This window comes from Brasilonema sp. UFV-L1, assembly GCF_012912105.1.
Taxonomy (GTDB): Bacteria; Cyanobacteriota; Cyanobacteriia; order Cyanobacteriales; family Nostocaceae; genus Brasilonema.
This window is the reverse complement of record NZ_QMEA01000014.1, coordinates 53,015-66,254: the sequence shown is the minus strand read 5'-3', so window position 1 is coordinate 66,254 and position 13,240 is coordinate 53,015. Positions and strand designations below refer to the sequence as shown.

Here is a 13,240-nt window from a genome sequence, read left to right as displayed (position 1 = left end):
TTAGAATAAGTGTAAATACTAAAAGATTAAATTTAGTACGAGTCAACCACTAATACCGGCACAAAAGAGTATTTCAATATACTCAGTAATAGCTTCCAGAGCCAGTCCATTTTAATGGACTTCGGCTATTAGCCTAGGACTTATAGTCCTAGGCGGACGAAAACGGAGTCAAATAATATGTAATGACTTTAACATTTTTTGACCAGGTGCAAGATTCAGGGATCTTATTTTTCACTTTAAGCAAAGCGCCGTTTCATCGCTCGTACTGAAAAACTGCAGTGCCTGATTACCCAACAGGAGAGGCTTATGATTTAGGATTGCTATAGGTTAGGTTGCAGCCCAGTTGTAATGATAAATGAAGGAAAGAAAATAAAAGACTTGTAAAGATATAAATATAAAAAATATATAATTATACGCAAACTTTTTGTTTTGAATTAACAACGATAACATGAGATATAAAGGAAAAACAGGAAGCATAAATCTAAGAGATGCTTGGCTCGTATTCCTTGAAACAATTAACAACATGCTCAAAAAAGTATAAATTTTGTAATCCCAAGTAATCAGTTTATTTTTGAGCATCAGAATAGTTAGGATAACTGCAAGTAACATAAATATAATACTTATTAAAGTTAAATCCCAGCCGTAATAGGAAATAAGGCTATGATTAAGTAGATAATCTAAAATTGGACGAAAAGGATATGATAAGTCCTGGTTCCATGCTTTCTGTATAGCAAAGCTTGCAAAAAAATTACCAGTTAAAAAATAAAGATGAAGCATGAAAGCTAATAGTGAAACAGGCATTAACAATACAGATAAAATACCCCAATTATGTTCTTTGGAATTTCTATACTGTTGGTAGTACAGATAAATTAACGGCAAAAATAGAAATATTCCTTGTAGCCTTGTTAAGACTGATAAAGCGCTCAAAATTCCTGAAAGCAGCCATTGTTTTTTTCTAGCATAATAGAGTGAAGAAGTGACTAATAATATAAAAAGAGCTTCTGGTCCTGGTCGTGATAAAAAATATGAGGTGGGAAAAATGATCATTAAAGTTGAGGTTAGAATCGCTATATTTTTGTTGTAATCCAGCGAGATCAGCTTGTATAGGTAAACAACAGAAAAGAGAAAGAAAATATTGCTGATAACGATACCGCAAACCAGTATATTTGAAATGAAGAAGCTGGATATTTTTAAAGCTATAGGATAAAAAGGATAAAAAGCCCAATTTGCTTGTCTGTCCACAGAAAAAGGTCTGGCTTCATAGCCATTTTGAGCAATATTTATGTAGTCTCCAACATCTCCATATTCAAAAGACTTGATCACTTGTCCTAATTGCTTAAGACTATCCATATTAAAAGCAACATATTCTGCATTTGCATTTGAATATGACACATAGAACAAGTAACCAATAAATAGTAAAAAAAGCCGATTTACCAGCGCAAACATCACTAATTTTGATGTCTCATTTCTGAGCAGGTTTAGTGTCAAAGCTAGTTGGCTAAAACGTATGCGTTTTGTAATAATGCCAAAAACTGCACAAAATCCAAGCAGTAGTAAAAGATTGCGCCATTGCAATCCAATGTCAAGAGGATTCGGAGAAATCTCACCTTGTACAAGCGCTTTGACTTCGACAACACCACTTTGCACGACAACGCTATGATAGCTGTATCTCTGACGACCAATTGCATCCCAAACCTCGACAGTGCTTCTGTGGGGATGATTTATTTGAAATTTATTATCAAGAGTAGTTCCTGCTGGTAACTGACGACTACGTTTTTGTGTGACTTGGAAAACATAATCAATTGTTGTCTTGGGGCGAACCTTTACTTTTGTAAAAAAGACATCGTTCAGTCGAGTCATCGGTGTGTACATGACCCCATCTTTCAATACTGTTCCTGGTGGCTGCTGTTCTTCGGGAACAATCTTCCAACCGTTGACTCCCCAAACTAGAAAAACCTGTGCAGCCTCAGCCATTTGATAGCGAATTTCTTGGGTTACAAGTGACTGCTGTTGTAATGATGTGAAACTGTTAGCAAGGGATGGTTTGGGTACCAGAAAGCAACAGAGTACAATCAGTAGTAAACAGCGCAGCAACCAGTATATTTTACAGGACTTACGCACAGACACGAAAGAAACCGGGTTTCTGGACAGAGACGTAAAATGACGATTTTTCGTAAAGAAACCCGGTTTCTGCGTAAGTTCTATTTTAGATGCAATGCAATGCGAAACTGGTTGAGCGCGAGGTGTTTGATATCTAAACTTTTGCACATCTCTCATAACTGACTCAGTATAGGGCGATGGCTTCGCTGACTTTAGCTCAAATCTTCAATTTCAGGAGACAGATTAACTCTGTGGACATACACGAACACTCCTTGGTTGTGATGCGTTGTTTATTGTTGAGTTGTGATCAATGCCTCTTTTTTATATCCAAAATTGCGTTTGAGAGCATTTATAGGCTTTTCAAAAAACTGCCATGATAAAGATGCCACAATTAGAGTAGCTACAGTACTTAAGAAAAACTTCTTCCATCCCAAACCAAGAGCGGGTAAGCCAAAATAAGTCAATATCTTACTAAGAGTATAACCTACTAAAATATGGTAAACATAAATTCCGTAACTTATCTTACCAAGATATACCAGAGCTGGTAATTCTAGAATCACTCCTATCCAACCACTAAAACCTCGTGCAGCACGCTCTATCAACCATACAAAAAACATAGACGCTGCTGTACTTCCCCAGACAATGATTATTGAATTATCTAAATTGGGGATGTGTATAAAGTGAGAAATAACAAACAAAGGGATACCAATCCAAAAACAAAAATTACATAAATATTTTTTAGCTCGTTTAAGTTTGTCTTGATTGTAATTACAAAAAGCTAGTAATGCACCCATCCCAAGCGAATCAAAGCAAGAAATCGTAAAAATATATTCCCTAACTCCATTGTTTAACCCAGCTTCAGTCATGATGAATCGAAATAATGGTCCTAAAAAGATAGTTATAAAAATAACTGTCAACAGACGTTTTTTAGGAATAAAAATTATGAAGAGTGGCCAAATGAAATAAAACTGTTCTTCTACAGACAAACTCCAAAAATGTGATGTTAATTCATCCCAATTTCTCCAAGAATAATAAATATTGGATGTATAAGTTAAATGCCACAACAACGAGAATTTGCTTAGAGATTGGAAAGCAATGATTGTCGTCACAAATATGGTTAAATAATAGACAGGTATAAGGCGTAAAAATCGACGAACATAAAATCTTCTGATTGTAAACCAGGCATCTTGTTGAGCGAAATCCACCAAATCTCTGCATCGCAATAAAATGCCAGTAATTAAAAAACCACTTAGTACAAAGAAAAATCTGACTCCTAAAGGACCCCAATGTAATTTTGAATTGAGAAAAAGCTCTGGTGGAAGAAAGTGGTGAACCAATACGCCAAACACAGCCAATGCTCGCAAACTATCTAACTGAACCATGTAGCGTGGCTCATTATTTTGTACCGTATTTGTTATTAAGTTCATCTGACTTAAATCCCTGATATTCAACGTTTTCTGGTTCGAGTGACTTCTATGCAACAAAACGCGAATTGGTTTTGTTTGAGTCGTAACTCAAGTTGTTAATTATGGAATAATCTAACAACAGATAGAGCAAAATCCTCTGTTAAGATTCACTTACAGAGGAAAATGATAAAAAAATTGTCGCTATCTACTCTATCACCTACGTTGCTTTTATGAAATTTTCTTCTTAAGAAGAAGACACCTTGAGAATCACAAGGTCTTGCGCACCGATCCAAGTAGACGTACTTCCTGACCACAGTCCTGGTAAAGGGGCCTGAACTAACTCTAAACCTGCTTGTGCTGCAAGGCGTTTAATCAGATCTAGGCTGTATGCTGTCATATATTCTGGGTTTTCTGGTGTGACAATAGCAAAATCATTACCGTTGTCGCCATAATGATGGTCGAAATTGAAATCGGGTCGTGCAAATCCTAAAGGTCTTGGTTGTCCGGGTTGGTAATTATCAAGCACAAAGAAACTGAACAAACAACGTCCATCTGGCTTTAACACCCGCGCCGCCTGTTGGAAGTAATTGGCGGTCGTTTCAGGTAGCATATGAGTAAACACAGAGGCTGCATAAACAATATCAAAAGAGTTGTCGGGATAGGGAAAACGGTAGTCAACAGGATTGACTTCACCCTTAGGATTGTAATAGGTGTTGTGGATGTTTGCCCAAAGAAAACGGAAGTTTGGATACGCCTTATGAAAGGTTTTCTGCAAAAAGATTACCTTGTCGTGGCAAATTTCAAAGCCATCGTAAGAGCCATCAGAAGATAGCAAATAGCGTAGAGGAAAAGCGATTCGCCCCAGTCCGCAACCAATCTCAAGTACATTGCTGTTCTTGGTTATCCCACCATAAACGCGCAGGAGCATACTCCATTCTTCAGACCAGCGAAACCACTCTTCGAGGACATCAATCCCTTCCTCACGCATGAGATCTAGTGGTGGAATGAGTTGAGGATCATACGCAATCCTAGGCTGTTTTAATATATTTGCTTTCTGCAAAATTCGTCTCAAATTAGTTTTGATCTCAAATAGATTAGTCATCACTTTTCCTCTCCCTTTTGCCAAGCCGACGCGGTTTCTGTACCTATTGCTTGTGGTTTATGGAGATAATAACTCAGCCATGTCAGTGGACTCACCACTGTACACAATAATTGACGCTGACGATGAGATAAGCGTGAAAATGCAATATCATGACAAAAAACTGTTAGGGGGTTAATGAATGTAGCATATTCCCGGTAAGGCAAATTTATCAAAGCTTGAAGTTCTGCTAGAGTGTAGCCACGTCGGACATGACCCCATTCGGCCATAACTTCTGTCTCAGCAGGGCAAATAGGTTTCATGAATTCATAGTAGGGAAACCGCCAATTTTCATTGGGAGTACTAATTAACAAAAAACCACCGGGACGCAAGACTCGCAAAGCCTCTAATACTGCCTTTTGATCATCTGGTACATGTTCTAAAAGGTCGAACATCGTGATAGCATCAAAAGACTCATTTTCAAACGGTAAATTAGTTGCATCAGCACAAATAAAGCGAACCCTTTCTTGTTGGTTACATGGAGCTTGCGCGTATTCAGGGTTTAAATCTATATTGGTAATTTTCGCCTCAGGAAATAACAGGGCACTTAAACCGCTTTGACCACCCCCTACTTCTAAAATTTGTTGAAAGGGTTTGTTAGGAGTAATGCGGTGGATAGCACGCATCTTTTCGCGATAAAAGAATCCCTGAGTCAAGGGATTAGGAAAAGGATTATGAGACAGAAAATCAGTCAATGGTGCTTTATGCATAAATACGCCCTGAGCTAAGAATGTAAAGTCTAAGTATGCGGATTTTGACAAAACAGCTTTCTTTTTTCAGCTTCTTATTGAGAAGTTGATTGCAATACCAAAAACGCTGTTTTTCTGATTCCAATGTCTTTTTTGGTTGTCAAAGATAAGTAGACTATTTATTCTGTAAGTAGTATTTCACTCCTGAAAAACAGCCTAAGACTTCTACAAAAAGCATTTTGTTGAACAATGTCAAGTCCTTGAAAAGTCCGGATAAAAACCGCCGAGTATAGTATTTAGGTAAAGCAACAAACAGACGATGCAAATTACCCCAATGATTATATCTAGCAAACTGAATCAAAAGAGCTGCCACATGACCACGCATATACTGATACATTTGTTGTTTAAGTTTATCTAAGTCACTGCGATGGTAGTGATAAACGACAGCTGTTGGTTCATAGCGACAAAACCAACCTTCAGCTAAGATTCTGTACCAGAATTCTGAATCCTCACTACATCCTGAAGCACCTGCGCCCAGCCGTTCGTCAAAGTACCCGACTCGCTCAAACACCTGACGCTGGAAAGCCATATTCGCTCCAGCACCAATATACCAAACAGGAACACCTCGCGACTTCATCTCCTCAAAAAACTGAGAATCAAAAGTTAGAACACGGTATCCTCGATTAAATCCTCCAAAGCCTTTTTCAAAAGCAACTTGTGATTCTGTTTCTAGTTCTCCTGGGAGAACTAGCCCAGTCACAGCCATCACCTTTGGATTTTCAAAGCTTTGTTGCAATCGTGCAATCCAGTCAGGATGAACTTCTACATCATCATCCGTGAAAGCAATAATGTCGCCGGTACTATGGCGAATGCCAGTATTACGGGCAACACTCAGCCCTGGACGAGATTCTAACACGTACTGGATACCGGGCATTTGTGCAACCAATTGGCGTGTAGCGTCGTCCGAAGGAGCATTATCAACGACTATAATCTGCTGTGGTGATGGCGACAACTTTTGCAGCGATCGCAAGCATCGCACCAACTGTTCCGGTCGATTTCGCGTACACACCACTACGGAAACAGAAGCACTCACAGATTGCAAGCTGTGTTCTTGGAGTTTTTGGAGGGGTTGCTCTAATGCTATCAGCGATTGAAACTCAGGTGGTGTATCCCTCGAAGGGTTTTGGGACATACCAGCCAAAGGTGCTTTGAAACCGTGATTTAAGAGGCGATCGCCCACTGCTGGTGTAATCTTTTGCACAGCTAAATTCACGAGTTGCGTAGCAGACATTGGCAAATTTACTGCTGAAATTTCCTCATGAGCTAAGGGAATTCCACACCACCAGAAAACCGCATAGATACCTTGATACTTTGGTTCCACCCTAAGTACAGGGATGTCTTCACTCAATTCAATGTGCAAAACCTTCCAAGGAGCAAAGCTATTCATGAAAATTGCCTCCGAATTTGTTCTGCACGTCGTAGTGAACGAGGGTATTCTCCTAAAATTCCAACAACACCACCCCACAATTCTGCCAGGATCATCTCTAACGGTAGGGGATGCTGATTTCTCAGACATTGCTTGATTTGACGCAACTCGTCTTTGAACCACCAGAGAATAGTTTTGCTCAACGCAGAACGTTTAGCAGCGTCACTTGTGTAGGACTTCACCATAAATGCCATAAGTCCCAAACCCCAAGTCCAATATTGATGACGCAGTTTTTCATATTCCCGACGATGTCTATGAAAAACCATATATCGAGGTTCATAAGCCAGTGAATAGCCCTCTCGAATCACCCGATAAAAAATATCTAAATCATCACCTCCTGGGCGAGGGGCTGCGAGGGCTTCGTCAAAACCACCAAGTTTGAGTAAAACCTCTGTGCGAAATGTCATATTGCATCCAGCTCCAAACATTCCTGCCCCACACGGATAAAAACTATTACCTGGTAAGACTTGTCCGTAGTGAATTTTCTCAAAGCCGCGACGAAAACCACCTCGTTCTTCAAACAAAATTTGCGCTTGTGTTACGAGTTCATAGGGTAAAACTAAACCAGTAAAAGCTGCTGCATCAGGATTTTCGGCAATCGCTGCTGTCAATCCGCGCCACCACTGACGATCTACCACCACATCATCATCAATAAAGGCTATCATCTCGCCTGTTGCTTCCTGGAGTGCCCGATTTCGGGCAAAGCCCAAACCGCCTTTCATTTCTCGAACGTAGCGCACCCCAGGTAATGCACTGCAAACTTGGTGTGTTCGTTCATCACTAGAAGCATTATCAACCACCAGCACTTCAAAAGCGTCGTCTGCACTTTTAAGCGCCAGTAAATGATTTAGACAACGAGCTAAATCATCAGGTCGGTCTTTTGTACAAATTGCTACCGTTACCGAAGGGAGTGGTTTGAAATCGATTTTAGCAATTAATTCTTCTCGTATACTTTCCTGAAGGAGTTTAGTTCCAACTTCCTTAGCAATCAATTGAGCTAAATCTTCCGGGCTAAGCACACTTTTTGCTGGTAGTGCTTGCATCAAAAAGCCGATGGGCTGATCTTTACGTCGTAAAATCAACGCAATACCTGTGTCACTTTCTGAAAGTGAGATAGTGGGCAAAGGTTGAGTGACTTCGATTTCGATGATGCTGTAAGGCATAAAACGCTTAACCTTGCTTTGTCAAATGGAAGCATTGCGATATTGCAAATGATAAAGTTGAGCAAACAAACCGTCTTGCTCAAGTAACTGTTGGAGGTTACCTTGTTCGATAACTCGTCCTTTATCAACCACAATAATTTGATCGGCTTGTTCGATTGTAGACAGACGATGAGCGATGACAATGACTGTACGGCTTTGACTCAGGGTATTGAGGGCTTCTTGAATCAAGTGTTCAGAAATAGTATCAAGAGCATTCGTCGCTTCATCTAGAATGAGAATCTGTGGATTGCGGATGATAGCGCGGGCTAAAGCAATACGCTGTCTTTGTCCTCCTGAAAGCCTGACTCCGCGATCGCCTACTTTTGTGGAGTAACCTTCGGGCAGTTGCATGATAAAGTCATGAGCATTGGCAAGTTTTGCCGCTTCTATGATTTCGGTTTCTGTTGCATCTAACCGACCATAGGCAATATTCTCCATGACGGTTGTACTAAACATGTACACATCCTGGCTAACAATCGCAATTTGATGACGCCAGTCAGTTATGTTCAGTTCTCGTAAGGGGTACTTATCTACATAAATTTCGCCTGATGTCACATCAGAAAAACGACATATCAAGCTAATTAATGTGGACTTTCCCGCACCTGAAGGACCGACAATCGCAGTTGTTTTACCCTTAGGAAAACAAATTGACACATCTTGAAGTGCCAGATCTTCTTGAGGATTGTAGCGGAAGTTTACTGATTCAAAATAGATTCCTTGTTCTAAACTTTTCAAGGGAATATTACCAGAATGAATGTAAGGTTTATCAGACCTATCTAAAAAGTACATGACATCCTGGACAGAACTTGTCAAACCTATCAGTGTAACCCGCGTACTTTCCAATAGTTTTACCTGTGGTTGTAAGCGGTAAAGAAGAAAAATGAAAGCCAGCAACGTCGTAATGGTACTTAGACCTTTCAGTAAGGCAACTACCAGAATACACAGGATGAGAAGAGACGATAATACTTCAGATATTGGCTGTACAGATCCAGAAACGATGTCGAGTTTTAAAAAGGTGTTAACGACCTTTTTTGATGCTGTATCGAAACGTTGTTGCTCATAAGATTCACGTCCAAAGGCTCGAATCACCTTCATTCCTGCGAGCCCTTCCCACATACGGATTGCCAAATCGGAATTAGCTTCTACAGCTTGTTCTCCCAAAACTTTTACTTGGCGAGTCACGAACTGGATAAAAAGGGAAATGAGTACCATCGAGACACTCACTATTAAAGTGAGTTGCCAAGAGATAAGCAACAGCAGAGTTACATAAACAGTGACTGTGCAAATAGTAATAGTCAGGGTTACTAGAGTTGATAAAGCTGTACCAGTTTGCCATGTTTCTCTTGCCAGAGTGTTTATCAACTTACCTGAATCACTACCTTCTAAAAAGGAATAGCTGACACTCAACAGTTGATTAAAAATCCCTGAACGCAATCGATGTCCAATTCGTGAATTCAACCAAGCAAACAAAACCGTGTTGCTATAAAAAAGGCAGTTTTTCAAAAGTATACTGCCCAGTATACAAAAAGCGATAATAGCAAAACGTTCATTGTCTGAAACATTCACAAAAAATTTTGTCAGAACATTTACAAAAGCACTATTACTTGTTGTTTGAGAATCGTTACTTTGTAGAAGAGGGATAAATAAAATAATCCCAAATCCTTCAAAAAATGCTGACAAAACTCCTAATATGATGATTATAGGAATTGCCCAACGGTAGATTTTCAGTATTGGTAATAAAGTTTTTATTACCTTTGCCTCTGTCATGTTGTTCCCCTTTTTTTACATGAAGGTTTCAGGAAAATATGAAAAACCTTTGAACACTTTACTTAATGGGATAATTCACGACAAAGCTCCAGAACTTTTAACCATCTTTTCCACATAATTATTGCGTGCGGTTTCAGCGGAAGCGCGTTAGATTGAGATATTTGCTTTTGGACATCAGAAACTGTAGTTAATTGACTAACCGCCACTTTATCTTTTCGGGAATTCAGTTTTTCCTGAAACTGCAACCAAGAATTATGGTCTGGCCAAATCAAAGATGTAATTGGCTTAGCTGCAATTTTGACAAGGCATTCTATAATGCATTGATGAACTGGTCGAAGTAATAATGGACTATAGTCTAGTCTAATGCTCTTGTAAAACCAAGTTAGTGTACTCCAATAATCTCCACTTGCCCTACTTTTCCATGCAAGATAGACATAATAAGAACTTTCAGACCAGTTATATATGTGAGTCGGAATTTCTGGGTGTTTTTTCTTAAATTCTCCCATAAATAGATTGTAAGACTTCGCCATTGCCTTACAACTGTTGGACATACTTGCCTTGACCTGACGATACCCAATCAAAAACTCAGGTACAACTCGAAATTGATACTTTTCAGCAATACGCAAGTAAATATCCCAATCCTCACAACCTTGTGCATTCTGCTCTTTGAGTTTGCGGTTATAACCACCAACTTTCTCAAAACAAACTCGACGAATCAGAGGAACACTTGCACTGCTGATAAAGTTCGTATATAGCAGTGCTGGGTAAACCTCTCCTTCTATGCTGAGAACATTTAAATGGTGATGAGGATTGTACTGTCCAATTATGACATCTTCTTCATCAATAAACACTGACCAGGAATAGACCAATCCCACCGATTCGTCTGCTTTTAACATACATTGCACTTGTTTTTCTATTTTCTGGGGATACCAGATATCATCAGCATCTAGTGGTGCAATGTATTCACCTTTAGAATTTTCAATTGCTAAATTACGAGCTGATGCTACTCCTGCATTTTGTTGTCTCAAAAGAGTGATGCGACTGTCTTTTTGAGCAAAAGATTCTACGATTTTGGGTGTTTTATCTCGCGAACCATCGTCAACAACTAAAACTTCTATGTTTTGATACGTTTGAGATATGACTGATTGTAAAGTTCGACCGATGAAAGGTTCTGCATTATATGCAGGAATGATAACTGACACTAATGGGAAATCACTCTTCATTTTATTCACCGTATTGTGGGTAATGCGTTAACGAGCTAAACAGAAAGTGAAACCAGATAAAGATTTCGCAATACGAAAAAAGATTTTTTCGCTTCAAACATGCTTAACTTGCGAAATAAAAATGAGATTTCGCACAACGAGCGGTGAAAGTTAACTTGACATTTGCAAATACTTGATTGAAACAGCTAATTGACTGACAGCATATGCAGGTAATGAGAATACTATTCTCCTAAAAAGGAGACTGTGTAAGGGTTTGCTCATTAATAAAATATTAGCCTAAGATGCTGAGTTAGAAATAGATTTCCATTTGTACGAGTGGGTGAGCGCACAAATGCTCTGTTCTTGACTCTGCACTCAGCTTTGGGTGGAACCTGTGTCAAACTGCAAAACTCCACGAGTTATCGTGGTATGTACCTAGTTGCCTGTAGTAGTGGTATGCATAGGCAGTTTATTCTCAGTCACTAGTCTTGTTGACAAATTTCTCCGCATATGTGTTCCTTTTCTTGTCCAGTTTTACAGACTTTTGATGAAAACATAGAGTCTTCCCAAGCTCAACTTGGGAGAAGCCTGAACAGAGTTGTGTCGATTAGTACATACGCTCGCCATATATCCTCTGGACACGCTACAGAAACGGGCAGTGTGCTCTGTACAATGATCCATGACGACTCTTGTGTGGTAAGAATTTCTCATGCAACCCCTGTTTTTGACGAAAAAGTCAACCGGTTTATCAGTAATTTACTTGTATTAATTATAGCATTTTTTATAAGTAAAGATAAAAATATAACCAATGTCCGACGGGATACCGGGAGTCGCTGAGAAGTCTACACTGTATGCTTGCATGACTTGTGGGAGTACGTCACATAAGATAAAGAAGTGTAGGCTTACCCCACTAGTTCAAATGACCATTACCTTGCTAAACTTTCCTGATCTTAATACTCCAAAGCTTTACCAATTGCCTGATGGTTTAACTATTGTGGTAGAGCAGATGCCATCTGAAGCAGTTAACCTGAGTTTGTGGGTTAACGTTGGTTCAGCTACCGAGTCAGATTCTATTAACGGTATGGCTCACTTTCTTGAGCATATGATTTTTAAGGGAACTGAGCGACTGGCAAGCGGCGAATTTGAACGTCGAATTGAACAGCGGGGTGCGATTACTAATGCTGCCACAAGTCAAGACTATACTCATTACTACATTACGACTGCTCCCAAGGATTTTGCAGAGCTTGCCCCGCTGCAAATTGATGTTGTCCTCAATGCCAGCATACCAAACGAAGCCTTTGAACGGGAACGATTGGTTGTTCTAGAAGAAATTCGACGTTCCGAAGATAATCCCCGTCGCCGCACTTTTCAACGGGCAATAGAGACAGCTTTTGATAAGTTACCTTATCGGCGTCCTGTTTTGGGACCAGAAACTGTTATTTCTCAATTGCAATCGCAAGCAATGCGAGATTTTCATGCAACCTGGTATCAACCTCGCTCAATAACTGCTGTGGCTGTAGGGAATTTACCTGTGGAAGAGTTAATTCAAATTGTCACAGAAGGTTTTAGCAAAGCTGCAAAGACTGACAACTCACAACTCATCACTCAGCACTCAGCTCACCCTGAACCTCAGTTTACAGAAATTGTCCGCAAAGAATTTATTGATGAAAGTCTCCAGCAAGCAAGGCTAGTCATGGTTTGGCGAGTACCTGGGTTGAAGGAATTAGAGAAAACTTATGCGTTAGATGTTTTAGCCGGAATTTTAGGACATGGATTCACATCAAGGCTAGTGCGAGATTTGCGCGAAGAGCAAGGGCTAGTTTCCCACATTTCTGTGAGCAATATGACTCAGCAGTTACAAGGGATATTTTACATTACAGCTTCGTGTACAATAGAAAATCTATCGGCAACAGAGGCTGCAATCGTACAGCATATCCGCAATCTGCAAACAGAAATGGTGAAGGAAGCGGAAATAGCTCGTGTCAGGACAAAAGTCGCTAACAGATTTATTTTTCGTAATGAAACACCAAGCGATCGCGCCACTTTATACGGTTACTACCAATCAATCGTAGGAGACTTGAAACCAGCACTTAACTACCCAGCTCGCATTCAAGCTCAAGATGCAACAAGCTTAATGCAAGCAGCACAAGAGTACCTTTCCCCAGATGCTTACGGTGTCGTTGTTATCAAACCATCTTAGACGAACGACGATCACAAAGCTATCCCGCTCATCCTGCTCATCTCCCTATT

General features: G+C 39.8%; 9 protein-coding genes. 1 reads left to right on the top strand and 8 read right to left on the bottom strand.

Annotated features, from left to right (window positions below):
- Nucleotides 1-327 precede the first annotated feature (327 nt).
- The 8 genes from DP117_RS06970 to DP117_RS06935 all read right to left on the bottom strand — a co-directional run bounded on the left by DP117_RS06970 (nucleotide 328) and on the right by DP117_RS06935 (nucleotide 11,011).
- Nucleotides 328-1,974 carry a glycosyltransferase family 39 protein gene (locus tag DP117_RS06970; protein WP_169217591.1) on the bottom strand — a complete coding sequence of 549 codons (1,647 nt, stop codon included), beginning with the start codon at nucleotides 1,972-1,974 and terminating at the stop codon, nucleotides 328-330.
- Nucleotides 1,975-2,390: 416 nt separating this feature from the next.
- Nucleotides 2,391-3,482: an acyltransferase gene (locus DP117_RS06965; RefSeq protein ID WP_211175958.1), complete on the bottom strand. Its 1,092-nt coding sequence runs from the start codon at nucleotides 3,480-3,482 to the stop codon at nucleotides 2,391-2,393.
- Between the two features lie 268 nt (nucleotides 3,483-3,750).
- The gene (locus tag DP117_RS06960; protein ID WP_169217589.1) at nucleotides 3,751-4,608 is read right to left on the bottom strand and encodes a class I SAM-dependent methyltransferase; all 858 of its coding nucleotides are present in this window, start codon (nucleotides 4,606-4,608) and stop codon (nucleotides 3,751-3,753) included.
- Nucleotides 4,608-5,354, bottom strand: a complete 747-nt coding sequence (locus DP117_RS06955) for a class I SAM-dependent methyltransferase (protein ID WP_169217588.1) — start codon at nucleotides 5,352-5,354, stop codon at nucleotides 4,608-4,610. The genes DP117_RS06960 and DP117_RS06955 overlap by 1 nt, the downstream gene beginning before the upstream one ends.
- 154 nt (nucleotides 5,355-5,508) lie before the next feature.
- Nucleotides 5,509-6,780, bottom strand: a complete 1,272-nt coding sequence (locus DP117_RS06950) for a glycosyltransferase (RefSeq protein ID WP_169217587.1) — start codon at nucleotides 6,778-6,780, stop codon at nucleotides 5,509-5,511.
- Nucleotides 6,777-7,982, bottom strand: a complete 1,206-nt coding sequence (locus DP117_RS06945; protein ID WP_169217586.1) for a glycosyltransferase — start codon at nucleotides 7,980-7,982, stop codon at nucleotides 6,777-6,779. Before DP117_RS06945 ends, DP117_RS06950 begins: the two co-directional genes overlap by 4 nt.
- A 21-nt stretch (nucleotides 7,983-8,003) precedes the next feature.
- Entirely contained in the window at nucleotides 8,004-9,788 is a 1,785-nt protein-coding gene (locus tag DP117_RS06940) for an ABC transporter ATP-binding protein (RefSeq protein ID WP_169217585.1), read from the bottom strand.
- A 62-nt stretch (nucleotides 9,789-9,850) separates the two neighbouring features.
- On the bottom strand, nucleotides 9,851-11,011 hold the full coding sequence (locus tag DP117_RS06935) for a glycosyltransferase family A protein (protein ID WP_169217584.1): 1,161 nt from the start codon (nucleotides 11,009-11,011) through the stop codon (nucleotides 9,851-9,853).
- An 898-nt stretch (nucleotides 11,012-11,909) separates the two neighbouring features.
- Here DP117_RS06935 and DP117_RS06930 point away from each other — a divergent pair.
- On the top strand, nucleotides 11,910-13,190 hold the full coding sequence (locus tag DP117_RS06930) for a pitrilysin family protein (protein ID WP_169217583.1): 1,281 nt from the start codon (nucleotides 11,910-11,912) through the stop codon (nucleotides 13,188-13,190).
- Nucleotides 13,191-13,240 lie beyond the last annotated feature (50 nt).